Raw genomic sequence first — 26,496 nt, 5'->3', positions numbered from 1 at the left:
CCGTCGTCGGCCGTCTCCCGCGCGGCGGCCGTTGTCAGTGGCGGGTGACAGGCTGCTGGTCATGGACGAGGTTGAGTTCTTGCGGGGCCGGGTCTACGGCGCCGACCACGACGACGCGGCTCCCCGCCCGGACCGCGCGTACGTCCAGCTGGTCGGCGGCCCGCTGGACGGACTGCTGCTGGACGTCACGGGCCGGCCCGGGCACGAGCTGCACGAGGTCGCCCTGACTACGGAGATAGGCCGGTACGGGCCCGGCGGCCGCGCCCTGTACGCACGACGCGACGCAGACGACCGCCGTTTCGACTGGCGGGGCGACGCCCCCGGAGTTCCCTGAGCCAGGCGGCTCCGGGCAGGACCGGCAGAGCCGGTTTGACCGGGTCCGCTCAGCGGGCCCGGTCAGCACGTACCCGCGCGGACGCCGTCGCCGGGGCGCCGCGCCCTCGCGCGACCGGAACGATGGCTTCCATCGGCCGCGGGTGATCAAATGTGCGAATGTCGACAGGATCCACATCCGCCACTCGCGCAATCGCCGCGCCCGCGGTCCGCCATGGCTGGCACAAGCTCCTCATCGGACTTTTCCTGCTGGGCCGCGTGACCCGCGTCCAGGGGGCGATCGAGGGCACTCCGGCGGCGGGGCCGTCCGGCTGGTGGATCGTGCTGTGGGAGGTGCTGGCTCTGGTGCTGGCCGCCTTCGCCGTCAGTGAGTGGGAAATCCTGGCGTCGACGTCCTGGCGCATGTCCGTGTCGCAGTGGATCTGTCTGGTCGTCTTCCACATCGGCCTCACCGGGTTCCTGGTCTCCCTCGTGATCCGGCTGCTCTAGCTCCCGGGGAGCGGCGGCGGGCCGTTCGTTCGATCGTACGAACATGACTTCGGGAGGGTTACCTCTGTGCGCCACGCTTGATAGGAAACTTTCCTGTCAGTCGCTTGCAACGGAAGTACCACCCACGGAAGTACCCCCACCCCCCACCTGGAGTCACTGTGGTGCACATATCCCGGCCGGTCGACGGCCTCGCCCCCACCTCCCGCCGCTGCTTCCTCGCCCTCGCCGGCGTCGTGGCGGCCACCCCGCTGCTCGGCGCCCGCCGGGCGACGACGGCCCCCGCCGCGACAGGCCTCGACGACCCGGCGAAGAAGGAGATCGCCATGAAGCTGGTCTCCAGCGCGGAGAACTCCTCGCTCGACTGGAAGGCCCAGTACCCCTACATCGAGGACATCGGCGACGGCCGTGGATACACCGCCGGCATCATCGGCTTCTGCTCGGGCACCGGCGACATGCTCGACCTCGTCGAGCTCTACGCCGACCGCAGGCCCGGCAACGTCCTCGCCGGATACCTGCCCGCCCTGCGCGCGGTCGACGGCACCGACTCGCACGCGGGACTCGACCCGGACTACGTGACGGACTGGCGCGAGGCCGCCCGGGACACCGTGTTCCAGCAGGCCCAGAACGACGAACGCGACCGGGTCTACTTCGACCCGGCCGTCCGCCGGGGCAGCGCCGACGGCCTGCGCGCCCTGGGCCAGTTCGCCTACTACGACGCCCTCGTCATGCACGGCGACGGCACCGACCCCACCCGCTTCCGCAACATCCGCGGGCGCGCACTCGCCGAGGCGAAGCCGCCGGCCCGGGGCGGAGACGAGACGGCGTACCTGAACGCCTTCCTCGACGCTCGGGTGTGGGCCATGAAGCAGGAGGAGGCGCACAGCGACACCAGTCGCGTCGACACCGCCCAGCGCGTCTTCCTGCGCAACGGCAACCTCGACCTCGAGCCGCCCCTGGACTGGAAGGTGTACGGCGACAGCTACCACCTGGACTGACGCGGCCGCTCGCGCCCGTCGTCGTGTGCGGTGGCGTGCCGGAGACTTCGGCGCGCCGGCCGGGACCATGGCGGCGGGACGGGCGGGCGCGACGCCGCCGGGGCGCCGACGGACGCCCTGGAAGCCCCGTCGGGACCGCGATCGCGTGAGTGAGGCGACTGGGGCGTAGGTGATGGGTTACCGGGTAGTCGCGCGGATATGAACGGGGTAGCAACGAAGGCGGTCCGGATGGCACCTGTCCCGCCCGACCAGGGGTGGCCCTTGCCCGAGGGAGCCCCTGCCGAGACGACGGTGGCCCTGGACGGCAAGGACGGTTGCATCGCCCGGGCACGGCAGCTGACGGGTGAGTTCCTCACCCGCGTCCAGCACCGTGAGGGCCTGACCGTGTCGGCCCGGGCCATGGATCTCTCCCAGCTCGTGGTGAGCGAGCTGGTCACCAACGCGCTCAGATACGCGCCCGGGCCCGTCCTGCTGCATCTGCGCATCGCCGGCGCCGTGGTGGAGATCGCGGTGTGGGACAGCGACCCGGTGCTGCCGACGCCGCACGCACCGGACCCGACGCGGGTGGGCCAGCACGGCCTGGAGATCGTCAGAGCCGTGGCCGAGGGCTTCGACGTGACGCGCCAGCCGATCGGCAAACGCATCGTCGCCCGGCTGGGCCTGACCGACGGACGGTGAACGCGGCCCCGTCCCCCACCCGCGACGGGCCCCTTCGCGGGTGGGGGACGGGGCCGCCCGACCCGCGCCGAACGCGTGGGCAGGCCGCGTCCCACGGCGTCCGGAGCGCCGTGGGAGCGACCACGACGGTCTCAGTCCCGCGGGGGAAACGCCTCCACGACGGCGAACGTCGTCCTGCCCAGGACGAGCACCCCGTCGGACAGCGGCGTGCAGCGCACGCCTCCCTTTCCGCGCAGGGCCCGCTGGGCGCCGGGCCCCACGGTGACGTCCATCCACGCGCACGGCCGTGCCGGGCGGTTCACCGAGAAGGCCACGGGGCCCGCCGGGCCGCCGAGCACGATCGTCGAGCCCACGCAGGAGTCGATGTCGACGCCGCGCAGGAGGACGTTCCGGCGGGTGTGCGTGAGGCCGGCTTCCGGGGCGATGTGCCGGGGGAGGTGCTCCGCGGCCATGAGGGTGACCGAGGCGTCCCGGTGGGCGGCGCGGCCGTAGTACCGGTCGCCGACCAGTCCGAGTCCGCGACGGACCTGGACGGCCTGCACCGACTCGTCGTCCGGGCCGTCCGACGGCCCGTCCGCGGGGCGTCCCGCGAGCCGGTGCGACGCCGAGACCAGCAGCTCCACGATCTCGATCTCCGTCATGGAGCCACCCTAGTCCCGGCGTCGGAGTCACCGCGTGACTCGTGTCAGGGGCGCAACGCGAGCGTGGAGCAGTTGGACGTGGCGGGCCTGCCGTCGAGCCGGTCGGCCAGCCAGGAGATCGCGTCGCCCTGGTCGACGAGCAGCGGGGTGACATGGTTGATCAGGGAGCTGCCGAGGCCGGGCAGGATCACCGGCTTGTACGTGACGTCGGCGCCCTTGGCGCACCAGGCGACGGCCAGGGCCCGCGCCTGCGCGTGCGGCACCAGGTCGTCGGCGGTCCCGGTCGCCAGCCGCACCGGCGACGCCGGCTCGCGGGCCCCGATGCGCTGGTCGGCCAGGAACGCCTTCAGCGCCGGTTCCGAGGCGACGACCTCGCTGATGGACCGTCCGTCCGTGGTCCAGGCGGTGCTGCGCGCGGAGTTGTAGGCGAGCAGCGCGTCGCCCACGCACATCGTCGACAGGTCCTTCAGCGCGGCACGGCCGGCCGCGTTCAGGTGTGCCTCGGCGATGGGCCGAAGGGCGGGGTCGGACTCCAGGAAGCCGTTGACCGACCAGCCCAGCGCGCCGGCCAGGTCGCTGCCGTCGATCGCCTTGGTGACGGCGACCAGGTCGGCGGGCGGAGCTCCCGCGTAGGTCCCGGCGAGGGGCACGTCGGGAGCGTAGGAGGGCTGCAGTTCGGCGGCGGACGCGGTAGCCCCGCCGCCCTGGCTGTAGCCGAACAGCGCCACCCGTGAGGCGGCGGTGAGGGACGTGTCCTCGAGGGAGCGGGCGGCGCGGACGGCGTCCAGGACGGCGTGCGCCTCGTCGACCCGGTTGACGTAGGTGTGCAGCCGGTCCGTCGCGCCCAGGCCGGTGTAGTCGGTGACCACGACGGCGATGCCCCGGGCGAGGAAGCGGTAGATCGCCAGGTCCTCGTATCCGACGGAGAGCGTCTGCCCGTTGACCAGGAACGGGCGTTCGAGGCCGAGGGAGGCGGCGCACTGGTCGCCCTGGCCCATCGTGCCGGGCGCCACGACGACCAGCGGCCGTGGTCCGCTGCCGGTCCAGCGGGCCGAGGGTTCGATGTAGGCGCCGGTCACCGCCATGGGCCGGCCGCCGGAGTCGGTGGACTTGTACATCAGGCGGGTCGCGGTGCCGGGCAGCGGTCCGTCGACGCCCGGCAGGCTCAGTGCGAGGGGGAGCGGTTCGGAGCGGATCAGGGCGCCGTCGGCCGCCGGAAGCGCGGCAGGCGGGTTGTAGAAGGTGGGGATGGTGACGCCGCGCGAGACCACGGCGTCCGACTGCGGCGTCGCGTCGGCGGGTACGGCGGTGACGCCGAGGCAGGCGGCAGCGGTGACGGCTGCGGCCAGCAGGCGGGTGGGGGCGGGCATGGCGGACCTCCGGGGGAGGCCGAGCCTTCGTCTGCGGCTCGGGTGGCGGACGGCCCGGTGGGGTGCGGGCCGTGACGACCGAGCGGTACGGGGCCTCGGTCGTCCACCGCTGCCCGTACCGCTCTTAGACGAACTGTCAGGACGGTAGCGAGGGTCGAGTTACCCCGGGTAGCGGTCGGTAGGTTACGGTTCGGTAATATGACTGCTCGGTAGCAAGTCCGAACCTTCGCCGCGGCGATCACATTCGTCACCGGGGGCGACCAAGAGCTGCCCATTGGGGACGATTTCCGCCAAAACAAGACCTCGGGGTTTACGGTCGCTAGCGTCCCGAGCCATGAACACCGACCGCACGCGCGGCGCTCGACTCGGCGACCCCGCCCCGTTCAGCGACCCCCATCTGCCGCCGCCGCCCGGCACCCACCACTCACCGACACAGACGGTGGCCGCGGGCGACAACAACACCATCACGCAGAAGAACACCTCGCTGAAGTTCTCGATCCCGGTCGTCGGGCCCCCTGCTCAGCCTGGCGTACGCCCATCCGCTGATCGCCGGTCTCACCGCCGTCGCGGTCGTCGGGGGCGGCGGGGCGGCGGTCAGTGCGGCCCTGCCCGACTCGACGCCCTCGCCGTCGACGTCGCTCGTGCGCGGCTTCGCGATGGAGAAGTCCGACGGCCAGAAGGCGCCCACCGGCTACGACTTCACCCACTCGCCGCCCACGGTCGCCGACGCCGGCACGGACGCCGTCTACGTCCAGGGCGGCTTCCTGAGGTCCACCAACGGCAAGATGGCGGAGTGGAGTTCGTCCGCGGTGCCCACGGCAGCGGCCTGCCGCGAGGCCGTCTCGAAGCATCCGGTGCGCGAGACCGTCGTGGGCGTCGGGTACGTGGTGTGCTACCTCGACCGCAACGGCGACCCCGGCTACATCTCCATCACCGCCTCCGGCGACGAGTCCGTCATCGTCGACACCGCCCACCTGAGCTGACCTACCGACCTCAACAGGCCCTTCCCCACGGTGTGGTTGACTGCCTTCGTGTTGCACGAATCGGTCTTCCGCACCACGGACCTGCCGGTGGACGCCCGGTTCGAGGCGTGGGCGGAGCGCATGGGCCGCACCCACGCGCCCATGCAGCTCACCAGCGACCGCACCGCCGACTACCGGGGCCACCAGCGCGTGCTCGAACTGGGCGATGTGACCGTGTGGCCGGCGACCTTCGACCCCCTGGTCTTCCGCCGCACCCCGAAACTCGTCCGCCAGTCCGATCCGGAGGTCTACCACCTGTCCCTCCTGCTGAAGGGCGCGGGAGCGGCCGACTGGGGCAGACAGCAGGCCTCCTACGGGATCAACGACTTCCACATCAACTCCTCCTCGCGCTCGTGGGAAGTGCTCACCGGGACCGATCCGGTCACGGTCGTCGGCCTCGAGGTCCCGCGCGCCCTGGTGGCCGTGCCCGAGCGAGGTGCGGACCGGGTCCTGGGGCGGCTCATATCGGGCCGGGAGGGGATCGGCGCCCTGCTGGCCCAGTTCCTCCTCCAAGTGGTCGCGGACACCTCCCCCTACCAGCCCTCGGACGCCCCCCGGCTGGGCACCGTCGCCGCGGACCTGGTGACGGCCGCCTTCGCGCACGCCGTGGACGCCGACCTCCGGCTCCCGCCGGAGACCCACAGCCGCACGCTCACGCTCCGCGTCAAGACGTTCATCCGCCGGCACCTCGACGACCCCGACCTGGCCCCGGCCGGAATCGCCGCCGCGCACCACGTCTCCCGCAGCTACCTGTACCGCCTCTTCCAGGCCGAAGGCCTCACGGTCTCCTCCTACATCCGCGACCAGCGACTGGCGAACGCCCGCCGCGAACTCGCCGACCCCCGCCTGCGCGCACTGCCGATCCACGCCGTGGCCGCCCGCTGGGGCTTCCCCCGCGCCGCCGAGTTCACGCGCGCCTTCCGCACCGCCTACGGCCTCACGCCCAGCGCACTGCGCGAACAGGCCCTCACCGAGCCCCGGGACGACCCGCGACCTCGAGCCGGAGTGGACGCTGCGCCAAGCGGACGTGGACGCTCCGCCAATGACACACCGGGTGTCCCTCCCGCATCCTGGTGATCACCGCGGCCAACCCGCGGAATCGCCGCCGTGCCAGGACGACAGGGGAGCCCTGGCACGGCAAGGGCGGACGCACGGACGCGCGCGGCCACCCGGAGCGGCGCGAACGCCCGGAGGGGGGCGGCCAGCACGGACGGGGCGGGCGGCACGGAGGGGCTGGAGGGGCGTCGCATCCGCCCGCACGCCGCCCACGAATGATCGAGTGGTGACGGTTCGGCGGCGGGCGTACCGTCAAACGGTGGACCCGACAGTGGGCACAACCGCTCGCTGGCCTCTGCCCAGGGCCCGCCTGCGCGCGGGCGATCACGTCATGAGCAGCGTTCCTCAGCCGACCTCAGCGCCCCGGACCACCGCCCGACAGGACGGTGGGGGACACGGCATGGCGCTGCTGGTCATCGCCTCGTGCCAGTTGATGGTGGTCCTGGACATCACCATCGTGAACATCGCGCTGCCGGACATCCAGCGTTCCCTGGACTTCTCCACCACGAGCCTGGCCTGGGTGGTGAACGCCTACACGCTCACCTTCGGCGGACTGCTGCTGCTCGGCGGCCGCACCGGGGACATCCTCGGCAGACGGCGCGTCTTCGTCTTCGGAGTGCTGCTCTTCGTACTCGCCTCCCTGCTCGGCGGACTCGCCCAGAACGAGGCCCAACTCCTCGCCGCGCGTGCCCTGCAGGGCGTCGGCGGCGCCATCGCCTCCCCGACCGCGCTGTCCCTGGTCAGCACCACCTTCCGGGAAGGGCCCGAGCGCAACCGGGCCTTCGGGGTGTTCGCCGCGGTCTCGGCCGGCGGCGGTGCGATCGGACTGCTCGCGGGCGGAATCCTCGTCGAGTGGCTGAACTGGCGCTGGGTGCTCTTCGTCAACGTTCCGATCGGGCTGCTCATCGCCCTGGCCACACCCCGCTACATCGAGGAGTCCGAACGCCATCCCGGCCGCTTCGACCTCACCGGCGCGCTGACCTCCACGGTGGGCATGGTCCTGCTGGTGTACGGGTTCATCAGGGCCGCCCAGGAAGGGTGGCGGGACCCGCTCACGCTGGCCTCGTTCGGCGCCGCCGTGGTCGTCCTCGCGCTGTTCATCCTGGTCGAGAGGCGTTCGAAGCAGCCCATCACCCCGCTGCACATGTTCGCCGACCGCAACAGGGCGGGCACGTACGGCATCATGCTGTGCCTGGCCGCCGCGATCTTCGGCATGTTCTTCTTCCTCACGCTCTTCGTGCAGAACGTGCTCGACTTCAGCCCGCTCGCGGCGGGCTTCGCCTTCCTGCCGGTCAGCGCGGTCATCGCGATCGGCGCAGGCCTGGCCTCGCGGTTTCTGCCGACGTACGGACCCAAGCCCTTCATGGTGGGGGGCGCGATCCTCGCGGCGGGCGGCCTGTCCTGGCTGACCCTGACCGACGTCCACTCCACCTACGCCGGCAGCGTCCTCGGCCCGATGCTCGTGTTCAGTCTCGGCATGGGCATGGAGTTCGTCTCCCTCACTCTCATGGCGCTGTCCAACGTCCCCCCGCCGGAGACCGGCGCGGCCTCCGGGCTCCTCAACGCCACCCAGCAGGTGGGCGGTTCGCTGGGCCTGTCCATCCTGGTCACGATGTACGGCACGGCCAGCCGCAACGAGGCGGACGAGCAGGTCCCCGACTTCCTGTCACAGGCCACCCCGGCCGAGCGTCTGAACTTCCGGCGCACGGGCCAACTCCCCGCTCCCTGGTCCGACGAGATCCTCACCGCCGGCGTCTCGGCGGCCTTCGTCATGGCGGCGATCTTCACCGTGCTGGCCGCGCTGATCGCGGTCCTGGTCATCCAGGTGCGTCCCTCGGACCTGGAACGCCTCAAGGGCGGGACGGTACCCGGCGGCGGGTGACCTGTTCGTCCGGACGCCGTTCGTTCGGACAGTGGGAGACCCACAAAAGCGACCCGACGGTGAACGGCCTGCGGTCCGCCGCCGCCAGGGGCGATCGGAGCGATGTCCCCACGTCTCGCGGCCGCAGGGGTTTGCGGCCCGAGTGAGGGGCAACGCGAAGTCCATGACTGAACCGAACAGGAAGACGAACGAAGAGTCCGAAGCCAAGCAGGCGACCGCGGCCAAGGCCCGGCGCGGCGCGGCCAAGGCCACCGCTCCGGCGGCCCAGGCCACGAACAGCGCCGCGACCAAGGCGGATGACGCGGCATCGGCCGCCAAGAACGGAGTCGAGCGCTCGGCCGAGGCGGCGACCAGTGCCGTGCACAGCGCCGCCCAGGGCGCCGTGCGGGGCGTCGAGGCGAGCCGCCAGGCGATCGTGACGACCTCGGGCCAGGTGGCCGCGACCGCCAAGACGGCGTGGACGGTCATCGCCCACCGCAAGCTGGTGGCCGCCGGCGCGGCGGCCGGCCTGTCCGCGCTGACCGCAGCCTCGTACGCCGTGGGCCGCCGATCCGGCCGTCACACGCACGGCCCGCTCACCCGGCTCACCGGAGGCCGGATCTGACCCTTCCGGTCGCCTCGGCAGGTCGGCCCCCGGCGCGCGCCCGCGCCCGGGGGCCGGGGCGTTCGAGCCGGGTCGAGGTGAGGGACGCAGCGGTCGGGTCGAGGCGGGGGCGCGGCGTCTTTCGGCCGCGTGGCTCGCCGAAACGACCGTCCGCCCGGCCCTCGCACCCACCTTCGTCACGACGATCCAGACCTTCGGCCTACTGCGCCCCCGCACCCGACGCCCGCACCGTGGGGGCATGGAGGAAACCAATCGGATCAGTCGGATCAGCCGGGCCGGATTCCTGGCCGGGATGGCGGCGGTCGGCGCCGCGGGTGCGCTCGGACCGGCGGGGCGGGCGCATGCCACGGCACGACGGCGCGGGCTGCGGCACCGGGGCGTCGTCTACACCGTGGGGGAGGGCGAGACCCCGGCCACCGGCTGGAGCGCCGAGCGGATGCGGGCGGACATCCGCGCCATCCGCTGCCGGCTGCACGCCGACACGGTCGACGTCACCGGCGACGGCGTGGAACGGCTCACGGCGACCGCGACGGAGGCGGCCGAACAGGGCCTGCACGTCTGGCTGCAGCCCACGCTGGGCGACGTCCCGGCCCGGGACATTCTCGAACACCTCGCGGAGACCGGTCGGTTCGCGCAACGGCTGCGCAGACAGGGCGCGAGCGTCGACCTCAGCGTCGGCTGCGAGTTCTGGCTGTTCGTGCCGGGCATCGTGCCGGGCGAGACGGTGCTGGAGCGCGTACGCAACCTGATGAACGGGACCTACGATCCGGTGGTCATGCAACGCCGCCTGAACGCCTTCACCGCCCGGGCGGCCAGGACCGGCCGCTCCGTCTTCGGCGGTCGCCTCAGCTACGCCGCGGCCCAGGACGACGTGGTCGACTGGTCGCTGTTCGACATAGTCGGCATCGACTACTACTCGTTCTTCCCCCGCCCTTCCGACCACGTCCGGGAGCTGCGCCGGTACCTGCGCTGGGGCAAGCCCCTCGCCGTCACCGAGTTCGGCACGTGCGCCTACCTGGGCGCTCCGCAGGCCGGCGGCATGGCATGGGACGTGGTCGACCACGACAAGGACCCCGAGGAGATCAAGGGCCGCCTGGTGCGCAGTGAGCGCACCCAGGCCGACTACGTCAGCGCACTGCTCGACGTCTTCGAGTCGATGGGGCTGTACGCGGCGATGGCGTTCGAGTTCGTCACCCCGGACGCCCCGCACCGCGCGGACGACCCCCGTCACGACCTCGACCTGGCTTCCTACGCCGTGACGAAATCCCTGCAGAAGCGCCCGGGCCACCCGGAGTCCGGCTGGCACTGGGAGCCCAAGCAGGCCTTCCACGCCCTTGCCCGCCACTACGGCGACCACGGCACGGGCACGGCGCGCTGAACCGCCGCCCGCCCGCCGTCCGTTCCCGGCGCTGTTCGCGGCGGGGTGCTTGCCCGCCGATCCGGACGCGCACTACCGTGCCGCGGTGGATCTCTTCTCTCGCTCCTGGACGGCGTTGCGCGCGGCGGTCGACGAACTCCGCGACGAGGACTGGGAACGACCCTCCGGCTGTGCCGGCTGGCTGGTGCGGGACCTGGTGTGCCACCTGGTCATCGACGCCCAGGACGTGCTGATCACGCTGGTGACGCCCGCCGACTCCGCACCGACCGTGGACTCCGCCGGCTACTGGAACCTCGTCGAGCCGCCCACCGGGGACGATCCGCTGGACGCGCTGATTCCCCGGCTGGCCGCCGCCTACGGCGAGCCGCGGTGGCTGAAGTTCCACTTCGACGACGTCGGCGCCGCCGCCGGGCGGGCCGCAGAACTCGCCGACCCGGCCGCGCGGGTGGGGACCCGGGACGAAGTGCTGACCGTGGGCGACTACCTGTCGGCGTACGTCATGGAATGGACGCTGCATCACCTCGACCTGATCGCGCATCTGCCCGCGGCCGCGGAACCGCCCGCCGAGACCCTCGCGGCCGCCCGCGCGTCGCTGGAGCGGATCGCCGGGGCGCGGATCCCGGCGTCGTTCCGCGACCGGGACGCGCTGCTGGTCGGCACCGGACGCCGCGCCGCGACCGACGCCGAGAAGGCGGCGCTGGGGGAACTGGCCGGGAAAATCCCCTTCGTGCTCGGCTGAGACGGGCCGCGGACCCGACGGGGGCATGGGACGGAGCGTTGCGGTTACTCCGGTGACATGGCACCGAGAGCGAATTCCAACCACGGCCGCGCCACGACGTCGGCGTCCGGCCGTGAGCAGGCGGCGGGTCCGGACGAGCAGACGGAGCGGCGGGAACCGGAGGAGCCGACGCAGCTGCCGAAGCGGTCCTGGTGGGCCGTACTGAAGGGCACGGTACGGGAGTTCCAGGACGACGAGCTCACGGACCGGGCCGCTGCACTGACGTACTACGGCGTCCTGTCGCTGTTTCCGGCCCTGTTGGTGCTGGTGTCCCTCCTGGGGGTGGCGGGGAAGTCGGCGACCGACGAGGTCCTGGCCAACCTCCGCAAGGTGACCCCGGGTTCGGCGCGGGACGTCATCAGCGACGCGGTGCAGCAGTTGCAGGGCCGCGGCGGCATCGGCTCCGTCATGGCGGTCGTCGGACTCGTGCTCGCGGTGTGGTCGGCCTCCGGCTACACGGCCGCCTTCATCCGCAGCGCCAACGCGGTGTACGACATGCCCGAGGGGCGGCCGGTGTGGAAGGTGCTGCCGATCCGCGTGGGTGTGACGGTGGTGCTCCTGGTGCTCGCGGTCGTCAGCGCGCTGATCGTGGTCTTCACGGGCGGCCTCGCCCGTCAGGCCGGCGCCGCGCTGGGAGTCGGGGACACGGCGCTGACCGTGTGGTCCATCGCCAAGTGGCCGGTCCTGGTGGTCCTGGTGACGATCATGGTCGGCATCCTGTACTGGGCGGCGCCGAACGTGCGGGGCCGGGGCTTTCGGTGGATCACGCCCGGGAGCGTCCTGGCGCTGGTGATCTGGTTGCTCGCCTCCGCCGGGTTCGCCTTCTACGTGGCCAACTTCGCCTCGTACAACAAGACCTACGGCGCGGTCGCCGGTGTGATCGTCTTCCTGGTGTGGCTGTGGATCAGCAACATCGCGATCCTGCTCGGCCTGGAGTTCGACGCCGAGATGGCCCGGCAGCGTGCCGTCGCGGGCGGCCTTCCGGAGGGCGAGGAACCCTACGTCCGGCCGCGCGACACCCGCGCGTGGAGCGAGGAGGACAAGCGCCGGGCCGAGTGACGCGGACCGGCGCGGGCCGGTCCGCTCAGCGCACCGGGAAGCCGAAGGAGTAGCCCTGCTCCTTCAGCCACGGAAGTACCTCGCGCAGCGCGGCCACGGTCTGGGAGCGGTCTCCGCCCGCGTCGTGGAAGAGGATCGTCGGGCCGTTGCCCACCTCGTTCTTGACGGTGGCGACGATGGCGGCGGCGCCGGGGTGCTCGAAGTCCTTGGTGTCGACGTTCCAGCCCAGCGGCCGCATCCCGCGGGACGCGGCGAGATTGCGGCTGTAGGGGGTGAAGGCGCCGCCCGGAGCCCGGTAGTACATCGGCCGGACGCCTCCGGACGCCTCGGTGATCATGCGTTCGGCGTCCAGGATCTGCTGCGACTGGTAGGAGTCGGGCTTGGTGTCCATGGTGGTGTCGTGCGAGACCGTGTGGTCGCACAGCCGGTGTCCGGCCGCCACGACCGCCTTGACCAGGTCCGGGTGGGCCTGGGCCTGCGTGCCGACCATGCAGAACGTCGCCTTCACGCCGTTCTCCCGCAGCACCTCCAGCACCTGGGGCGTCCAGACCGGGTCCGGCCCGTCGTCCACGGTGATGTTGACGCCCCGGGCGCCGTGGTCCGAGGCGTGGGCGATGTCCACCGACACCGCCGCCCGGGCGGCGCCGGGGCCGCCCGGGGAGGGGCTCGCCGACACGCCCGCTCCCGCCCGAGTGCCGTCGACGGGTCCGGCCTGCGCGGTCCACACCGAGGTGACCGCCGCCACTGTCGTCACCCCTATCGCCGCCGCGAGTATCCGGCCGTGCCAACCCCGCCCGCCACGCCACCGCGTTCGGGGCGATCCGGGCCGGCAGCAGGCGTCACCAGCTGTGCGCGACGTCCACCACGAGGTGGTCGGTCAGGCGCAGCACCCTGAAGGGCAGGCGTGCGCGCACGCCGAGCCCGAACTGCGTGACGCCTTCGAAGCTTCCGGCGTAGCGGGTGTCCCGGAAGGTGCGGTACCCGGTGAGGTTCACGCCCGGCAGGGGCTGTGCGACGCGGCCCGGGTAGGTGGAGGCGCCGGTCTCGGGGTTGTAGGCGGGGGCGTTGATCCGGACCTCCAGGATGGCGCCGCCGCCGACGGGGATGGGACGGCCCGAACCGTCCTGGTAGAGCTGGGCGACGTACTTGACGGAGAAGCCGAGTCGGTCGGCGCTCGCGCCGGGCACGTCGATGACGAACCGGTCGTAGCAGTCGTGGTTGCCGGTCCGGACGTTCGTCAGCGGCGTCGCCGTGGCGGCGGAGTACGTCTTGCCGAGGCTGCCCCAGCCGGTGGGGCAGGCGGTGACGGCCCGGGCGGCCGTGGCCGGGGCGGCCACGGCGGGAGCCGCGGCCACGCCGAGCGTGGCGGTCAGCAGGGCGGCGGTGGCACAGACGGTTCTGCTTCGCATCATGGTCTCCCCCGAGGGGTGTGCGTGTCGGATATCAACTGAGACAACCGGATTGCCCCGAAGGTTGCACCGTTTTCCGGCGGACTGGTCCTTTCCCCGTCCCGCATGTGCCTGTGCCCCCGGCCGCCGACCGCGGCCAGGGGCACTTGAGTCCGAGGACGTCCCGGAAACCGAGAGAGGGCCGCGGGGGACCGGCCGCCCGCGGCCCCGCCCGGAGGCCGGTGGATCCGCGCTCAGACGTTGCGGCGGTACTGGCCGCCGACCTCGAAGAAGGCGTCCGTGATCTGCTGCAGGGAGCACACGCGGGCGGCGTCCATGAGGACGGCGAACACGTTGCGGTCGTTCACCGCCGCTTCCTTGAGCGCGGCCAGCGCCGCGTGCGCCTCGTCACGGTGACCGGCCTGGAAGCTCCGTACGCGTTCCAGTTGTGAGACCTTCTCCTCCTCGGTGGCGCGGGCGAGCTCGATGACGCCCGGCTCGGCGGTGTCGGCGTGCGGGTTGCGGAAGGTGTTGACGCCGATGATGGGCAGGGTGCCGTCGTGCTTGCGCTGCTCGTAGAGCATCGACTCGTCCTGGATGCGGCCGCGCTGGTATCCGGTCTCCATGGCGCCGAGCACGCCGCCGCGCTCGCTGATCCGCTCGAACTCCTGCAGGACGGCCTCCTCCACCAGGTCGGTGAGCTCGTCGATGACGAACGAGCCCTGCAGCGGGTTCTCGTTCATCGCCAGGCCCCACTCCCGGTTGATGATCATCTGGATGGCCAGGGCCCTGCGCACGGAGTCCTCGGTGGGGGTGGTGACCGCCTCGTCGTAGGCGTTGGTGTGCAGGCTGTTGCAGTTGTCGTAGATCGCGATGAGAGCCTGCAGGCTGGTGCGGATGTCGTTGAAGTCCATCTCCTGGGCGTGCAGGGAGCGCCCGGAGGTCTGGACGTGGTACTTCAGCTTCTGGCTGCGCTCGTTGGCGCCGTACTTCTCCTTCATCGCGACGGCCCAGATGCGCCGGGCCACCCGGCCGAGGACCGAGTACTCCGGGTCCATGCCGTTGGAGAAGAAGAACGACAGGTTGGGGGCGAAGTCGTCGATGTGCATACCGCGGGCGAGGTAGGCCTCGACGTAGGTGAAGCCGTTGGCGAGGGTGAAGGCGAGCTGGCTGATGGGGTTCGCGCCGGCCTCGGCGATGTGGTAGCCGGAGATCGACACCGAGTAGAAGTTGCGGACCTTCTGCGCGATGAACCACTCCTGGATGTCGGCCATCATCCGCAGGCTGAACTCGGTGGAGAACAGGCAGGTGTTCTGGCCCTGGTCCTCCTTGAGGATGTCGGCCTGCACGGTGCCCCGCACGCTCGCCAGCGCGTGGGCCCGCAGTGCGGCCGTCTCTTCGGGGGAGGGGTCGCGGCCCTCGGCGGCGCGGAAGGCGTCGATCTGCTGGTCCATGGCCGTGTTGAGGAAGAACGCCAGGACGGTCGGGGCGGGGCCGTTGATCGTCATGGAGACGGAGGTCGTCGGCGCGACGAGGTCGAAGCCGTCGTAGAGCGCCTTCATGTCGTCCAGCGTGGCCACCGAGACGCCGGAGGTGCCGACCTTGCCGTAGATGTCGGGACGCTCGTCGGGGTCACGGCCGTAGAGCGTGACCGAGTCGAAGGCGGTGGACAGGCGGGTGGCGGGCTGGCCCTCGGAGAGCAGCTTGAAGCGCCGGTTGGTGCGGAACGGGTCGCCCTCGCCGGCGAACATGCGGGCCGGGTCCTCCCCGTCGCGCTTGAAGCGGAACACCCCGGCGGTGAACGGGAAGCGGCCGGGCAGGTTCTCCCCGCGCCAGAACCGCACCAGCTCGCCGTGGTCGGTGAAGCGGGGCAGGGCGACACGCGGGATCTTGTTCCCCGACAGGGACTCGCGGGTCAGCTTGGTGCGGATCTCCTTGTCCCGGATCCTCACCACCTGCTCGTCGCCGGAGTAGGCGGCCACGACGGCGGGCCAGTCCCGGATCTGCTCGGTGACCTCGTGCGGGAGGCTCTTGCGGGCCGCTTCGAGGAGTTCGCGCACGTTCGTGGCGTCCGCGCCGGCCTCAAAGAGCTCGCCGCCGACCGCCTCCAGGCGCTGCACCCGCCGGGCCGCCTCCGCCAGCCTGGTGGTCTCGGCGTGGTAGGCGCGGATGCTGTCGGTGATCTCGGCGAGGTAGCGCACCCGGTCCGCGGGGACCACCTGACGGATGCCGGAGGAGTGCCGCACGTCCACCCTGGCCAGCGTGCCCTCGGACAGCGGCAGGCCCTTCTCGGCCAGCGCGGACCTCAGATGCTGGTGGAGCGCGGTGACCCCGTCGTCGTTGAAGGTGGCCGCCGAGGTGCCGTACACGGGCATGTCCTCCGGGCGCATGCCGAACGCCTCGCGGTTGCGCACCAGTTGGCGGCCCACGTCGCGCAGCGCGTCCTTGGCCCCGCGCCGCTCGAACTTGTTGATGGCCACGACGTCGGCGAAGTCGAGCATGTCGATCTTCTCCAGCTGCGAGGCGGCGCCGAACTCCGGCGTCATCACGTACAGCGAGGTGTCGACGAACGGCACGATCGCCGCGTCGCCCTGTCCGATGCCCGGCGTCTCCACGATGACCAGGTCGAATCCGGCCGCCTTGACCACGTCGATGACGTCGGAGAGGTGCTCCGGCAGCTCGTGGCTGCCGCGGGTGGCCAGGCTCCGGAAGAACACCCGGTTGCCGTCGAGGGAGTTCATCCGGATCCGGTCGCCGAGGAGCGCGCCCCCGCCGCGTCGTCGGGTCGGGTCGACCGCGATCACCGCGATCCGCAGCTTGTCCTGCTGGTCGACCCGGAACCGGCGTACCAGTTCGTCCGTCAGCGACGACTTGCCCGAGCCGCCGGTGCCGGTGATGCCGAGCACCGGCACCGGGCGGGCCGTGCCCGCCGCGCGCACCTGCTCCAGGAACTGCGGGGACAGCTTGCCCAGTTCCGCGCCCGTGATGGCGCGGGCGATCGCGAACCGGTCGCCCGCGAGGACGGCGGCCGTGTCGGCCGGTTCGGCGTCCCACAGGTCGAAGTCGCAGTCGCGCATTACCGAGTTGACCATCCCGGCCAGGCCCATCCGCTGCCCGTCCTCCGGCGAGAAGATCGTGACCCCGCTCTCGCGCAGCCGGACGATCTCCTCGGGCACGATGACGCCGCCTCCGCCGCCCACCACGCGGACGTGCTCCGCCCCCCGCGCGCGCAGCGACTCGACCAGGTACTCGAAGTACTCCACGTGGCCGCCCTGGTAGGAGGAGACGGCCACGCCGTGGGCGTCCTCCTCCAGCGCCGCGTCCACGACCTCCTGGACCGACCGGTTGTGTCCGAGGTGGATCACCTCGGCGCCCTGCGACTGGAAGATCCGCCGCATGATGTTGATCGATGCGTCATGCCCGTCGAACAGGGCCGAGGCCGTGACCAGACGGACGGGGTGCACGGGACGGTGCAGGTCGCTCATGGGGCCTTCCCAGACAGATCACGGTAACTCCGACTGAGAAAATAGTAGGACGTCCTAGTAAATGACACGAGGTGAGGACGATGTGACCAACAGCACAGAACGACGATCCGTGACCGTCCGGCCGTCGGCGGCCGGAAACAGGCACTCCCCGGTGTGGTGGCGGCCGGGAGGGGTACGCGGTCTTCCTGCCGGACGGTCGCTGTCACTGGAACGGAGCAGCGGATGCAGAGGGTCGACGACACCGCTGGGGACGGGCGCGGCGGCGCTCCCGGCCTGCACCTGGCGGCACACCCGGCCGGGGGGACGACGCGCCCCGTACGGCCGGATGCCGCAATCCAGGGGGAGGCGGCCCGGGCCGCGGAGGCGCCGCCCCGGGACGAGGGCCCCGAGGTGCTGCTCCCGCAGGACCGTCACCAGGCCATTCTCGAGGCCGCGAAGCAGGTCGGATCCCTGCTCAAGCGGCAGGGCCACCGTTTCGCCCTCGCCGGCAGCGTGGCCGTCTACGCCCACGGCGGCGCGGCCCGCCTCCAGCACGACGCCGACTTCTGCATCAGGCGCGAGGACGCCGACGCGGTCGCCGCCACCCTCACCGAAGCGGGTCTGGTCGTCTTCGAGCCGCCGGAGGACTGGCTGTGGAAGGCGAAGTGCCTGGGCCAGGACATCGATCTCCTCTTCGAGCTGGCCCACGAGCCGGTGACGTCCGAGGTCCTGGACCGAGCGCAGGAGCTGCCCGTGGACTCCGTGGTCATGCCGGTGGTGGCCCCCACCGACCTGCTGCGCAGTCTGCTCGCGTCGTTCTCGGAGCACCACTGCGACTTCGGCGCGGTCCTGCCCATCGCCCGGGCGCTGCGGGAGAAGGTCGACTGGGACCGGGTCCGGGCGGACTGCCGGGACGCACCGATGCCGGCGGCGTTCCTGTACCTGCTGGAACGCCTACGGGTGATCGCACCGGAGAGGGAGCAGGCATGAGCGACCACGGCGCGGAAACAGGGCGGGCGGGCACCGCTTCCGAGGGCCGCACGAGTCCCGCGAATCCCGGATCCGCGCCGCACACCGCGGACGCGCCCGGGGTCGACAACGTCGAATACCGGATCGCGCATCTGGAGGAACGCCTCGCCGCCGAGGGGCTGGGGGAGCTGGGGATGCGCATCGAGGCGCACGGAACGACCGTCATGGTCCAGGGCACCGTGCCCACCGCCCAGTGCCGCGAGGAACTGCTGCGGGCCGTGTACGAGGAACTCGAGGGGCTCGCCGTCCACCCGGACGTCCTGATCGCCGAGATGACCCCTCCCGGCCGTCCGGAGGAGCTGACATGATCCGCGTCGCGGCCGTCGGTGACATCCACATGGGACCCGACAGCCAGGGGCTGCTCAGGCCCGCTTTCGACACCCTGCCCGAGTGCGCCGACCTCCTGCTCCTCGCGGGAGACCTCACACGGCACGGCACCCCCGAGGAGGCCCGGGTGGTCGCCCGGGAACTCGCCGGACTGTCCGTCCCGGTCGTCGCCGTCCTGGGCAACCACGACCACCACGACGAGAAACCGGAGGAGGTCACCGCCATTCTCCGGGACGCCGGCATCCGGGTCCTGGAGGGGGAGGGGACGGTCGTCGAGGTCGACGGCGTCCTCGTCGGCGTCGCCGGCACGAAGGGGTTCGGAGGCGGCTTCGCCGGGCGCAGCGGGAGCGAGTTCGGCGAACCGCTGATGAAGGAGTTCATCCGGTACACCCGACGCTGTGCCGACGGTCTGCGCGGCAGTCTCGAGGACCTGGCCCGGGCGGGCTGCGCGGTGCGGATCGCGCTCACGCACTTCTCCCCGGTCCCCGACACGCTGGCGGGCGAGCCGCCGGAGATCTATCCGTTCCTCGGAAGCTACCTGCTGGCCGAGGCGGTGGACGTCGGCGGCGCCGACCTCGCCGTCCACGGGCACGCTCACGCCGGCACGGAACACGGCATGACCAGCGGAGGCGTCCGCGTGCGCAACGTCGCACAGCCGGTCATCCGCCGGGCCTTCAACGTCTACCACCTGCACGCCCCCGACGTCCGGGGCGCCGCCGGAGCGACCGCCGCGCACACCGCGGGCGGGCGTCCGGCCGGCTGAGACGCAGGGGCGGCCGGGGGGCTCCTGCGGCCGGGCGGCCCCTTCGGGATCCGGGCTCAGCCGGGGGCACGGGCCCCCGGCCGGTCCCGCGGTCCGAAGCCCGGGTCAGAGCTGGCCGGACGCCGCGATGGTGATCTTCGCGGAGGTCGCGCCGCCACGGGAGCCGAGCGCCTCGATCTTCTTGACGAGGGCCATGCTGTCGTCGTCGGCGACCTCGCCGAACACCACGTGCTTGCCGTCGAGCCAGTCGGTCACGATCGTGGTGATGAAGAACTGCGAGCCGTTGGAGTTCGGGCCCGCGTTGGCCATGGACAGCAGGCCCGGCCGGTCGTGCTTGAGGGTGAAGTTCTCGTCGGCGAACTTCTCGCCGTAGATGCTCTTGCCGCCGGTGCCGTTGCCCCGGGTGAAGTCGCCGCCCTGGAGCATGAAGGCCGGGATGACCCGGTGGAAGGAGGAGCCGGCGTAGCCGAAGCCCTTCTCGCCGGTGGCCAGCGCGCGGAAGTTCTCCGCGGTCTTGGGCACGACGTCGTCGAACAGGTTGAAGTTGATGCGGCCCGCGGGCTCGTCGTTGATCGTGATGTCGAAGTAAACCTTGATCGTCATACCTCTATCCTGCACGGTCCGAGCGGTGCTGTCGCACCGCGGGTCCCGTGTCGCCGGCCGGCGGACGCCGTCGCGCCCGGTCCGGGCGGGCGCGGCGGGCCGGAAAAACCGTGCTGATCTGCGGGGACGGTCAGTCGACCGGCCAGGTGTGCGCGGGCGCGTTGAGGTGCATGTAGTCGATGTACTGACGCGTCATGCGCCGCAGGGCCTCATGACGGCCGGCATGGTCGGCGGAGGTGATGCGGTGGAACGTCTCCTTCTGCCAGACGGCCCCGTTGCGGCCGGTGACGCACCGCTGCTCGATGATGCCGAGCAGCGGCTCCCGCCAGGCCGCGTCCATGCCGGAGCGCTCCAGACCCCGGTGCGCCAGCGGCAGCAGGCGCCGCAGGACGAGCTCGGGCACCGGCACCTCGCCCATCCCGGGCCAGTACAGCCGCGCGTCGATGCCGTGCCGTGCCGCTGTGTGCAGGTTGTCCTCGGCGGCCTGGAAGGACATGCGCGACCACACCGGACGCTCCTCCTCCACCAGGGCGCGGGTGAGGCCGTAGTAGAAGGCGCCGTTGGCGAGGGTGTCGGCGACCGTCGGGCCGGCCGGCAGACAGCGGTTCTCCACTCTCACGTGCGGCTGGTCGTTCGCGACGGCGTACACCGGGCGGTTCCAGCGGTAGATCGTCCCGTTGTGCAGAGTCAGTTCGGCGAGCTCGGGAACGTCTCCCGCGGCCAGCGTCTCGCGCGGATCCTGCTCGTCGCACAGGGGCAGCAGCGCGGGAAAGTAGCGCAGATTCTCCTCGAACAGGTCGAAGACGCTGGTGATCCAGCGCTCCCCGAACCACACCCGGGGGCGTACGCCCTGCACCTTGATCTCCTGCGGGCGGGTGTCGGTGGCCTGCTCGAACAGCGGGACACGCGTCTCGTGCCACAGCTCACGGCCGAACAGGAACGGCGAGTTGGCCGCCAGCGCCACCTGCACGCCGGTGATCGCCTGTGCCGCGTTCCAGTAGGCGGCGAACTCGTCGGGGGAGACCTGGAGGTGGAACTGGGTGCTGGTGCACGCCGCCTCGGGAGTGATCGTGTCCGCGTAGATCCGCAGCCGGTCGACGCCGTCCAGTTCGATGCGCAGGTCCTCGCCCCGTGCGGCGAACACCTGGTCGTTGAGCAGCCGGTAGCGGGCGTTCTCCGACAACGCCCCCTCGCCGACGTCCTCCTGCCGCAGGGTGGGCAGGATGCCGATCATGATCAGGTGCGTGCCGACCGAGCCGGCGCGCTCCTCGGCGTGGTTGAGCGCGGCACGGATCTCCGACTCCCAGGCGTCGGGACCGCCCTGGGTCAGACGCCGGGGCGGAACGTTGATCTCGAGGTTGAAGCGGCCCAGCTCGGTGGACCAGGCGGGGTCCGCGATGGCCTCCAGGACGTCGCTGTTGCGCATCGCGGGCTCGGCCCGGTCGTCGACCAGATTGAGCTCGATCTCGAGGCCCACCTGGGGCCGCTCGGACTCGAACCGCGACTCGCGCAGCATCTGCGCGAACACCTCGAGGCACTCCTGCATCTTGATCCGGTACCGGCGGCGGTCCTCGCGGGTGAAGACCAGCGCCGGGACGTCGCGTCCCATCGGCCCTCCCGGCTCGTCCCTTCGTCAGGCGCCTCCTGCCTCCAGCGTCGCACTACCGGACACCCCTCACCAGGCGGGATGAGGCGACCGCTCGTCGTGAAGGCCGCGTCATCGCGCGTCGGACGGCGGCCCGGTCAGCTGCCGCACTCTCCGCTCGGCGTCCCCTGCCTCCCGTTCGGCGCGGCGCACGGCGTCCGCGGCCGCCCGGCACCGTTCGTCGGCCGTCCGTCGCTCCTGGTCCGCCTGCCGCAGATCCTGCTGCGCCCGCTCCAGTTGCTGCTCGGCCGCGGTCCGCTGCCGCAGGGCCTGCTCGTGCCGTTCCCCCGCCTGCCGCAGGGCCCCGTCGGCGTCCGCGAGCTCGCCGCGCAGCTCGCGGAGTCGTCGGTCGGCGACCTCGGCCGCCCGACGGGCCTCGGTCAGTTGCTCCTTCCGACGGCGGCGCCGCTCGGCGAGCTCGTCCTGCGCCCGCGACCGCGAAGACCGGGGCGCGGCCGCCGCCCGGGCAGGCCCCCGCCGTGCGCCGGCCGTCGCCTCCACGGCTGCCGCGCCCCCGCCGGTGGGAAAGTCCGCGGGCGGGGTGAGGGCGCTCTCCAGGCGGCCGGCGGCCCACCGGTCGGCCGCGTCCTGGTCGGCGAGCACGGCGCGCAGCGTCGCCTCGACGTCCTGCCGTGCCGCGTCGGAGAGCCGGTGCCCGGCCTCGTCGGCCAGCTCGGCAGCCTGCCGGGACAGCGCCGAGACGATGCTCCGGCGCTGCTGGGACAGCTCCCTGACGCCCTCGGCGTCCAGGCTCGCGTAGGCCTCGCGCAGCGCCCGGCCCAGTTCCAGGAAGCGGCGGCTCTCCTGCGCCCGCGCGCGCAGCAGCAGGTTCGCCGCCCAGGCGGCGAGCGTGGGGCGACGGGCGGCATGGATCCGACGGGCGTCCTCCTGACGCCCGTCCGCCCGGGCCGCGGCGGTCAGCCGCTCACGTCGGGAGACGAAGTCGGCGGGCGGCGTGGCGTAGAGCTCGTCGAGAAGTCTCTCCACGTCGTGCGCCTCGCCGGGCCGCACTCCCTTGCGCGCCATGATCGTCAGCTTGCCCCGGGCGGGGCCGCCGCGCACCCCGGCCCGTGCGCCGACCGTGAGAACGGACGGCTCGCGGGCACTCTGTTCCCGCGGGTGCAGGACGGATGCTCGAGACCGGAGGAGCGGGAGCATGGCGGACACGGACGCGTTCATCGACCGGCTGAACCCCGACATGTGCGTCGTGACGGCCGCCGCGGGCGGCGAGCGGGCGGGTTGCCTCGTGGGGTTCGCCTCGCAGTGCTCCATGCGCCCGGTGCGCTTCGCGGTGTGGCTGTCCAAGCTGAACCGGACCTACGAGGTAGCCCGGGCCGCCGACTTCCTCACCGTGCACCTGCTGACGCCGCGACAGTACGAGCTGGCCGCCCTGTTCGGCGGTGAGACCGGCGACCGGGTCGACAAGTTCGCGCACACGCCCTGGACGGAGGGGCACGGTGGGGCCGTCGTCCTGCGGGACGCCTGCGCGTGGCTGGTCGGCAGGATCGAGCAGCGCATCGACGGGGGCGACCACATGGGCTTCGTGCTGAGCCCCGTGGACGCCGGCGGCCGTGAGCCGGACGACGACGGAGCCCTGCTGCGGCTCGCAGACGTGCTGACCGTAGAACCGGGACATCCGGTGGACTGACTGACCTGCGACGACGCCCACCGGGGAGCCCGGCGCGCCGCCGCAGCGCATGCGCCGCCGCCCGGGCGCCAGCAGACTGAGGGCATGACTGGCATGTACACCAAGCAGCAGGCGGGGAAAGCGCCCGCGGGCACGGGTGCTCCTTCGCAGTCACTGGCGCTCGCGGCCATGATGTTCGCGGTGGCGATGACGTTCATCGACCAGACCATCGTGTCGATCGCGACGCCGGACATCGTCGACGAACTCGGCCTGTCCTCCTCCGGCATGCAAGGGGTCGTCAACGCCTATCTGCTGTCCCTGGCCGCGTTCTTCGCGCTGGGCGGACGCCTGGCGGACCTGCTCGGTCCCCGGCGCGTCGTGGTGACGGGCACGGTGGTGTTCGTCGTCTCGTCGGTGCTGTGCGGCTGCGTCCCCCGGGGCGACTTCGCCCTGGCCTGGCTCATCGCCTTCCGGGCCACTCAGGGGCTGGGCGCCGCCCTGCTCTTCCCCGCCGCGCTGGCGGTCGTGGTGGCGGTCTTCCCGGTCGAGCGGCGCGGGCGCGCGCTGGCTCTCTTCTTCGGCGTCACCGGCGCTCTGACGGCGATCGGGCCCCTGCTCGGCGGCTGGCTCACCGACTGGACGTGGCGGGCGATCTTCTGGGTCAACGTGCCCGTGGCCGTCGTCGCGCTGATCCTGACCGCGCTCGCCCATGTGTCCGACCGCCGCCGCGACGAACCCCTGGACGTGCCGGGCACCGCGCTGATCGCGCTCGGCATGGGCGCGAGCGTGCTGGGCTTCCAGCAGGCGTCGGCGTGGGGCTGGGACAGCGCGCTCACCTGGATCTGCATCCTGGGCGGGCTCGGCGTGCTGTGGCTGTTCTGCCGCTACGAGCTGCGCACGGCCCACCCGCTGGTGAAACTCGCGGTCTTCCGCGACCGTGCCTTCGTCGTGGACGGGCTGGTGCTGTTCTTCGCCATGCTCGCGTTCGTCCCGCTGTTCTTCTTCGCCTCGGTCTACGCGCAGGTCTCCCTGAGCGCCTCGCCCAACCAGGCGGCCCTGTACCTGCTGTACTTCTTCGCGGGCTTCGCGCTCGCCTCGCAGTGGGGCGGGCGGATCCTGGACAAGCGGGGCGCCCGGCCGACCATGAAGCTGGGGTGCGCGGTCGGGGCCGTCGGCTTCGCCCTGTGGGCCGGGAAACTGACCGACCTGTACATGCATGATCAGTGGCCCTACGCGGCGCTGTGCGGGGGCCGGGATCGGCTTCATCCTGGCTCCCGCCTCGACGGATGCCGTCAACCGGGCGATCGACGCCTCCTACGGGGAGGTCACCGGCATCACCCAGACGATCCGCAACTACGCCGCGAGCGTCGGCCTGGCCCTGTTCGGCACGCTGCTGACGCATTCCATGACCGACAACGTCAGGGACACCCTCGAGTCGCGCGGAGTGCCGTCCGGGACGGCGGACGACGCGGCCAGGGGCGTCGCGGAGGCGGTGACCGGCAGCGCCGACAACCGGCAGCCGAGCGGCGACGGCGCGGTCGCGCAGACCGTACGGGAGTCGATGTCCTCGATCCGAACGGACTTCGCCGAAGCCAACCAGTGGGTCTTCTACGCAATGGCCTTGGCCCTGGGAATCGGGTTCCTGTGCGCGCTCCGGCATCCCGGCGGCACGGGGACCACCGACGAGGCGTCGAAGGAGCAGCCCGCCCGCCGCTGAGCGAAGGACGCGACACCAGGACGGCCGCGCAGGAGGACCCGGAGTCGGGGCATCCGGGGCCATGTCCCGCACAGGGGCCGGGGAAGCGGGAGCGCCGCCGCCCCGGCCCGGTGGTCAACGGCTCCGCAGGGCGCTGGTGGTGAAGAATCCCGTTGCTGCGGCGCTGACCAGAGCGCAGACGGCGAGAAGAGCGGTACGTCGCATCGAGGGGCCTTCCAGTGATGGCGAATGGGTTCTGCCCAACGCCGGTCGGCCCTGTGTCGCTTCGCCGACGCGCCGAAGCCACTCGTACGGACGCGGCCATGCGTGTGCGCACCGGCGGCCGGACACCGCCGCGCGCAGACGATCGCTCCCGCGGCCGGAAGAGCACGGCCGGGAGGGGGGTGCCATGCGCTCGCCGCTCATACCGCGGTCCGACCGGCCGCGCGGACCGGACGTCGGTCCGCCCGCCGTTCACACGCGTGTCTGCACCGGCCGCCGGAGGAGGTAGGCGGCCGCGGTCGAGACCAGGACGGCCATGCAGGCGATGAACACCAGACCGGCGCCCTCCAGACCGAGCGGGCCCGTCAGCACGCCCACACCGATCACCGGCACCGAGATGCCCGCGTAGGCCACCACGAAGAGCGTCGAGATCACCGCCGCCCGCCGGTCCGCGGGGGACGCCTGAGCCACCGCCGACAGCGCCCCGCGGAACGCCAGCCCCTGGCCGGCCCCGCCGACGATCGCGCTCAGCACCACCAGCGTCAGCAACTCCCAGCGCAGCGCGCCCGCGAGCAGCGCGAGACCGGTCAGCAGCGCGGCGCAGCCCAGCGGCAGGGAACGCCCCACCCCCACCCGGCCGACGGCCGACTGCCCGGCCGTGGAGGCGAAGAAGGCCAGCGCGACGATCAGACCGCTCACGGCGTGGTCGCGCACGTCGAGGGACTCCGCGAGGAACGCGGGGCTGACCGAGGTGAACACGCCGAACAGCGCGAAACCCGCGAAGGAGGCGGTCGCCGCCGCCCCGAACACGGCCCGCACCTGCGGGGGCAGGGCAGGCCGCTGCGGTCGTACGGAGCTCGGCGGCCTGAGGTCGCGCACCGTCTCCGGAAGCCGGGCCACGACGGCGGCCGAGCAGGCCACCAGGGCGAGATGAACGGCGAACGGCAGGTACAGGGGCCACGGGGCGTACTGGGCGAGCAGTCCGGCGAGCAGCGGACCGCAGCCCAGCCCGCCCATGTTGGCGGCCGTCGCCACGAACGTGGCCCGGGACGCCCCACCGGGCGGGGCCAGGTCCATGACGTACGCCGTGGCGGCCCCGGTGAACAGTCCGGCCGACAGCCCCGACAGCAGCCGCCCCGCGTACAGCCAGCCCAGTCCGGTGGCGCACAGGAAGCAGACCGCGCTCGCCGCGGCGCAGCCCAGGCCCCACAGCAGCACGGGACGTCTGCCCACCGTGTCCGAGGCGTTGCCCGCCAGCAGCAGCACACCGATGACTCCGAAGGCGTACACGGCGTACACGACGGTGACCGTCAGCTCGGAGAAGCCGAACTTCTCCTGGTAGAGGCCGTACAGCGGGGTCGGCAGCGTGGTGCCGGCCATGCACACGGCGAACACGGCTCCGCCGAGCAGACAGGGCAGCCATCCTCGGCCTTCACGGTCCATGGCG

At 72.2% G+C, this 26,496-nt stretch carries 24 protein-coding genes and 1 pseudogene; 16 read left to right on the top strand and 9 right to left on the bottom strand.

Going from position 1 to position 26,496, the window contains the following annotated elements:
- Positions 1 to 61 precede the first annotated feature (61 nt).
- From ACZ7DE_RS31100 to ACZ7DE_RS31085, 4 genes are all read left to right on the top strand, one after another.
- Positions 62 to 334 (top strand): hypothetical protein, encoded by a 273-nt coding sequence (locus ACZ7DE_RS31100; protein WP_470766989.1) that lies wholly within the window; start codon positions 62 to 64, stop codon positions 332 to 334.
- A 158-nt stretch (positions 335 to 492) separates the two neighbouring features.
- A complete protein-coding gene (locus ACZ7DE_RS31095; RefSeq protein WP_470766987.1) occupies positions 493 to 822 on the top strand; it encodes a hypothetical protein in 330 nt (109 codons plus the stop codon).
- 158 nt (positions 823 to 980) lie between these two features.
- On the top strand, positions 981 to 1,817 hold the full coding sequence (locus ACZ7DE_RS31090) for a chitosanase (RefSeq protein ID WP_470766985.1): 837 nt from the start codon (positions 981 to 983) through the stop codon (positions 1,815 to 1,817).
- 228 nt (positions 1,818 to 2,045) lie between these two features.
- Positions 2,046 to 2,495: an ATP-binding protein gene (locus tag ACZ7DE_RS31085; RefSeq protein ID WP_470766984.1), complete on the top strand. Its 450-nt coding sequence runs from the start codon at positions 2,046 to 2,048 to the stop codon at positions 2,493 to 2,495.
- Positions 2,496 to 2,626: 131 nt separating this feature from the next.
- Here ACZ7DE_RS31085 and ACZ7DE_RS31080 read toward each other — a convergent pair whose 3' ends face one another.
- Both ACZ7DE_RS31080 and ACZ7DE_RS31075 read right to left on the bottom strand, forming a co-directional pair.
- Complete coding sequence (locus ACZ7DE_RS31080) at positions 2,627 to 3,136, bottom strand: molybdenum cofactor biosysynthesis protein (RefSeq protein WP_470766982.1); 510 nt, start codon at positions 3,134 to 3,136, stop codon at positions 2,627 to 2,629.
- A 44-nt stretch (positions 3,137 to 3,180) separates the two neighbouring features.
- Positions 3,181 to 4,506 (bottom strand): lipase family protein, encoded by a 1,326-nt coding sequence (locus ACZ7DE_RS31075; RefSeq protein WP_470766981.1) that lies wholly within the window; start codon positions 4,504 to 4,506, stop codon positions 3,181 to 3,183.
- A gap of 641 nt (positions 4,507 to 5,147) precedes the next feature.
- Between ACZ7DE_RS31075 and ACZ7DE_RS31070 the strand changes: the two genes are divergently transcribed.
- From ACZ7DE_RS31070 to ACZ7DE_RS31040, 7 genes are all read left to right on the top strand, one after another.
- On the top strand, positions 5,148 to 5,489 hold the full coding sequence (locus tag ACZ7DE_RS31070; protein WP_470766977.1) for a hypothetical protein: 342 nt from the start codon (positions 5,148 to 5,150) through the stop codon (positions 5,487 to 5,489).
- 48 nt (positions 5,490 to 5,537) lie between these two features.
- Positions 5,538 to 6,605 (top strand): helix-turn-helix domain-containing protein, encoded by a 1,068-nt coding sequence (locus ACZ7DE_RS31065; protein WP_470766975.1) that lies wholly within the window; start codon positions 5,538 to 5,540, stop codon positions 6,603 to 6,605.
- A 310-nt stretch (positions 6,606 to 6,915) separates the two neighbouring features.
- Entirely contained in the window at positions 6,916 to 8,466 is a 1,551-nt protein-coding gene (locus ACZ7DE_RS31060) for an MFS transporter (RefSeq protein WP_470766973.1), read from the top strand.
- A 163-nt stretch (positions 8,467 to 8,629) separates the two neighbouring features.
- On the top strand, positions 8,630 to 9,070 hold the full coding sequence (locus ACZ7DE_RS31055) for a hypothetical protein (protein WP_470766971.1): 441 nt from the start codon (positions 8,630 to 8,632) through the stop codon (positions 9,068 to 9,070).
- A 238-nt stretch (positions 9,071 to 9,308) separates the two neighbouring features.
- Complete coding sequence (locus tag ACZ7DE_RS31050) at positions 9,309 to 10,448, top strand: abortive phage infection protein (RefSeq protein WP_470766969.1); 1,140 nt, start codon at positions 9,309 to 9,311, stop codon at positions 10,446 to 10,448.
- An 85-nt stretch (positions 10,449 to 10,533) separates the two neighbouring features.
- Positions 10,534 to 11,187, top strand: a complete 654-nt coding sequence (locus tag ACZ7DE_RS31045; RefSeq protein WP_470766967.1) for a maleylpyruvate isomerase N-terminal domain-containing protein — start codon at positions 10,534 to 10,536, stop codon at positions 11,185 to 11,187.
- A gap of 57 nt (positions 11,188 to 11,244) precedes the next feature.
- A complete protein-coding gene (locus ACZ7DE_RS31040) occupies positions 11,245 to 12,285 on the top strand; it encodes a YihY/virulence factor BrkB family protein (RefSeq protein WP_470766966.1) in 1,041 nt (346 codons plus the stop codon).
- A 25-nt stretch (positions 12,286 to 12,310) separates the two neighbouring features.
- Here ACZ7DE_RS31040 and ACZ7DE_RS31035 read toward each other — a convergent pair whose 3' ends face one another.
- The 3 genes from ACZ7DE_RS31035 to icmF all read right to left on the bottom strand — a co-directional run bounded on the left by ACZ7DE_RS31035 (position 12,311) and on the right by icmF (position 17,158).
- Positions 12,311 to 13,039 carry a polysaccharide deacetylase family protein gene (locus tag ACZ7DE_RS31035; RefSeq protein ID WP_470766964.1) on the bottom strand — a complete coding sequence of 243 codons (729 nt, stop codon included), beginning with the start codon at positions 13,037 to 13,039 and terminating at the stop codon, positions 12,311 to 12,313.
- An 85-nt stretch (positions 13,040 to 13,124) separates the two neighbouring features.
- Positions 13,125 to 13,697, bottom strand: a complete 573-nt coding sequence (locus tag ACZ7DE_RS31030) for an AMIN-like domain-containing (lipo)protein (RefSeq protein WP_470766962.1) — start codon at positions 13,695 to 13,697, stop codon at positions 13,125 to 13,127.
- Positions 13,698 to 13,927: 230 nt separating this feature from the next.
- Positions 13,928 to 17,158: a fused isobutyryl-CoA mutase/GTPase IcmF gene (gene icmF / locus ACZ7DE_RS31025; protein WP_470766960.1), complete on the bottom strand. Its 3,231-nt coding sequence runs from the start codon at positions 17,156 to 17,158 to the stop codon at positions 13,928 to 13,930.
- Between the two features lie 222 nt (positions 17,159 to 17,380).
- On the opposite strand from icmF, the gene ACZ7DE_RS31020 reads away from it, so the two are divergent.
- From ACZ7DE_RS31020 to ACZ7DE_RS31010, 3 genes are read left to right on the top strand one after another with little or no spacing between them, the layout of a single operon-like run.
- Positions 17,381 to 18,127 carry a nucleotidyltransferase family protein gene (locus ACZ7DE_RS31020; protein ID WP_470766958.1) on the top strand — a complete coding sequence of 249 codons (747 nt, stop codon included), beginning with the start codon at positions 17,381 to 17,383 and terminating at the stop codon, positions 18,125 to 18,127.
- A complete protein-coding gene (locus tag ACZ7DE_RS31015; protein WP_470766956.1) occupies positions 18,124 to 18,474 on the top strand; it encodes a hypothetical protein in 351 nt (116 codons plus the stop codon). Before ACZ7DE_RS31020 ends, ACZ7DE_RS31015 begins: the two co-directional genes overlap by 4 nt.
- Positions 18,471 to 19,256: a metallophosphoesterase family protein gene (locus ACZ7DE_RS31010; RefSeq protein WP_470766954.1), complete on the top strand. Its 786-nt coding sequence runs from the start codon at positions 18,471 to 18,473 to the stop codon at positions 19,254 to 19,256. Before ACZ7DE_RS31015 ends, ACZ7DE_RS31010 begins: the two co-directional genes overlap by 4 nt.
- Before the next feature lie 105 nt (positions 19,257 to 19,361).
- Here ACZ7DE_RS31010 and ACZ7DE_RS31005 read toward each other — a convergent pair whose 3' ends face one another.
- The 3 genes from ACZ7DE_RS31005 to ACZ7DE_RS30995 form a co-directional block, all read right to left on the bottom strand.
- On the bottom strand, positions 19,362 to 19,859 hold the full coding sequence (locus ACZ7DE_RS31005; RefSeq protein ID WP_470766952.1) for a peptidylprolyl isomerase: 498 nt from the start codon (positions 19,857 to 19,859) through the stop codon (positions 19,362 to 19,364).
- Between the two features lie 130 nt (positions 19,860 to 19,989).
- Positions 19,990 to 21,468: a glutamate-cysteine ligase family protein gene (locus ACZ7DE_RS31000; protein WP_470766950.1), complete on the bottom strand. Its 1,479-nt coding sequence runs from the start codon at positions 21,466 to 21,468 to the stop codon at positions 19,990 to 19,992.
- 108 nt (positions 21,469 to 21,576) lie between these two features.
- Positions 21,577 to 22,530: a hypothetical protein gene (locus tag ACZ7DE_RS30995; RefSeq protein WP_470766948.1), complete on the bottom strand. Its 954-nt coding sequence runs from the start codon at positions 22,528 to 22,530 to the stop codon at positions 21,577 to 21,579.
- Positions 22,531 to 22,660: 130 nt separating this feature from the next.
- Here ACZ7DE_RS30995 and ACZ7DE_RS30990 point away from each other — a divergent pair, with 130 nt between their 5' ends.
- Together ACZ7DE_RS30990 and ACZ7DE_RS30985 are read left to right on the top strand one after the other, a co-directional pair.
- On the top strand, positions 22,661 to 23,152 hold the full coding sequence (locus ACZ7DE_RS30990) for a flavin reductase family protein (protein ID WP_470766946.1): 492 nt from the start codon (positions 22,661 to 22,663) through the stop codon (positions 23,150 to 23,152).
- A gap of 93 nt (positions 23,153 to 23,245) precedes the next feature.
- Positions 23,246 to 24,848 (top strand): annotated as a pseudogene (locus ACZ7DE_RS30985) (MFS transporter).
- Between the two features lie 453 nt (positions 24,849 to 25,301).
- Here the strand turns inward: ACZ7DE_RS30985 and ACZ7DE_RS30980 are convergent.
- On the bottom strand, positions 25,302 to 26,492 hold the full coding sequence (locus ACZ7DE_RS30980; RefSeq protein ID WP_470766944.1) for an MFS transporter: 1,191 nt from the start codon (positions 26,490 to 26,492) through the stop codon (positions 25,302 to 25,304).
- Between the last annotated feature and the right edge of the window lie 4 nt (positions 26,493 to 26,496).

It is taken from the genome of Streptomyces sp. NPDC037083 (assembly GCF_055606485.1).
The sequence above is the reverse complement of the archived record's forward strand: the minus strand, read 5'-3'. Positions and strand labels throughout refer to the sequence as shown.

Excerpts from the sequence above, each read along its gene's own strand:
- ACZ7DE_RS30980 (WP_470766944.1), bottom strand. The coding sequence starts at position 26,492 with ATGGACCGTGAAGGCCGAGGATGGCTGCCCTGTCTGCTCGGCGGAGCC.
- ACZ7DE_RS31040 (WP_470766966.1), top strand. The coding sequence starts at position 11,245 with ATGGCACCGAGAGCGAATTCCAACCACGGCCGCGCCACGACGTCGGCG.
- ACZ7DE_RS31055 (WP_470766971.1), top strand. The coding sequence starts at position 8,630 with ATGACTGAACCGAACAGGAAGACGAACGAAGAGTCCGAAGCCAAGCAG.
- ACZ7DE_RS31010 (WP_470766954.1), top strand. The coding sequence starts at position 18,471 with ATGATCCGCGTCGCGGCCGTCGGTGACATCCACATGGGACCCGACAGC.
- ACZ7DE_RS31095 (WP_470766987.1), top strand. The coding sequence starts at position 493 with ATGTCGACAGGATCCACATCCGCCACTCGCGCAATCGCCGCGCCCGCG.
- ACZ7DE_RS31015 (WP_470766956.1), top strand. The coding sequence starts at position 18,124 with ATGAGCGACCACGGCGCGGAAACAGGGCGGGCGGGCACCGCTTCCGAG.
- ACZ7DE_RS31060 (WP_470766973.1), top strand. The coding sequence starts at position 6,916 with ATGAGCAGCGTTCCTCAGCCGACCTCAGCGCCCCGGACCACCGCCCGA.
- ACZ7DE_RS31030 (WP_470766962.1), bottom strand. The coding sequence starts at position 13,697 with ATGATGCGAAGCAGAACCGTCTGTGCCACCGCCGCCCTGCTGACCGCC.
- ACZ7DE_RS31085 (WP_470766984.1), top strand. The coding sequence starts at position 2,046 with ATGGCACCTGTCCCGCCCGACCAGGGGTGGCCCTTGCCCGAGGGAGCC.
- icmF (WP_470766960.1), bottom strand. The coding sequence starts at position 17,158 with ATGAGCGACCTGCACCGTCCCGTGCACCCCGTCCGTCTGGTCACGGCC.
- ACZ7DE_RS30990 (WP_470766946.1), top strand. The coding sequence starts at position 22,661 with ATGGCGGACACGGACGCGTTCATCGACCGGCTGAACCCCGACATGTGC.
- ACZ7DE_RS31100 (WP_470766989.1), top strand. The coding sequence starts at position 62 with ATGGACGAGGTTGAGTTCTTGCGGGGCCGGGTCTACGGCGCCGACCAC.
- ACZ7DE_RS31005 (WP_470766952.1), bottom strand. The coding sequence starts at position 19,859 with ATGACGATCAAGGTTTACTTCGACATCACGATCAACGACGAGCCCGCG.
- ACZ7DE_RS31020 (WP_470766958.1), top strand. The coding sequence starts at position 17,381 with ATGCAGAGGGTCGACGACACCGCTGGGGACGGGCGCGGCGGCGCTCCC.
- ACZ7DE_RS31080 (WP_470766982.1), bottom strand. The coding sequence starts at position 3,136 with ATGACGGAGATCGAGATCGTGGAGCTGCTGGTCTCGGCGTCGCACCGG.
- ACZ7DE_RS30995 (WP_470766948.1), bottom strand. The coding sequence starts at position 22,530 with ATGGCGCGCAAGGGAGTGCGGCCCGGCGAGGCGCACGACGTGGAGAGA.
- ACZ7DE_RS31050 (WP_470766969.1), top strand. The coding sequence starts at position 9,309 with ATGGAGGAAACCAATCGGATCAGTCGGATCAGCCGGGCCGGATTCCTG.
- ACZ7DE_RS31075 (WP_470766981.1), bottom strand. The coding sequence starts at position 4,506 with ATGCCCGCCCCCACCCGCCTGCTGGCCGCAGCCGTCACCGCTGCCGCC.
- ACZ7DE_RS31000 (WP_470766950.1), bottom strand. The coding sequence starts at position 21,468 with ATGGGACGCGACGTCCCGGCGCTGGTCTTCACCCGCGAGGACCGCCGC.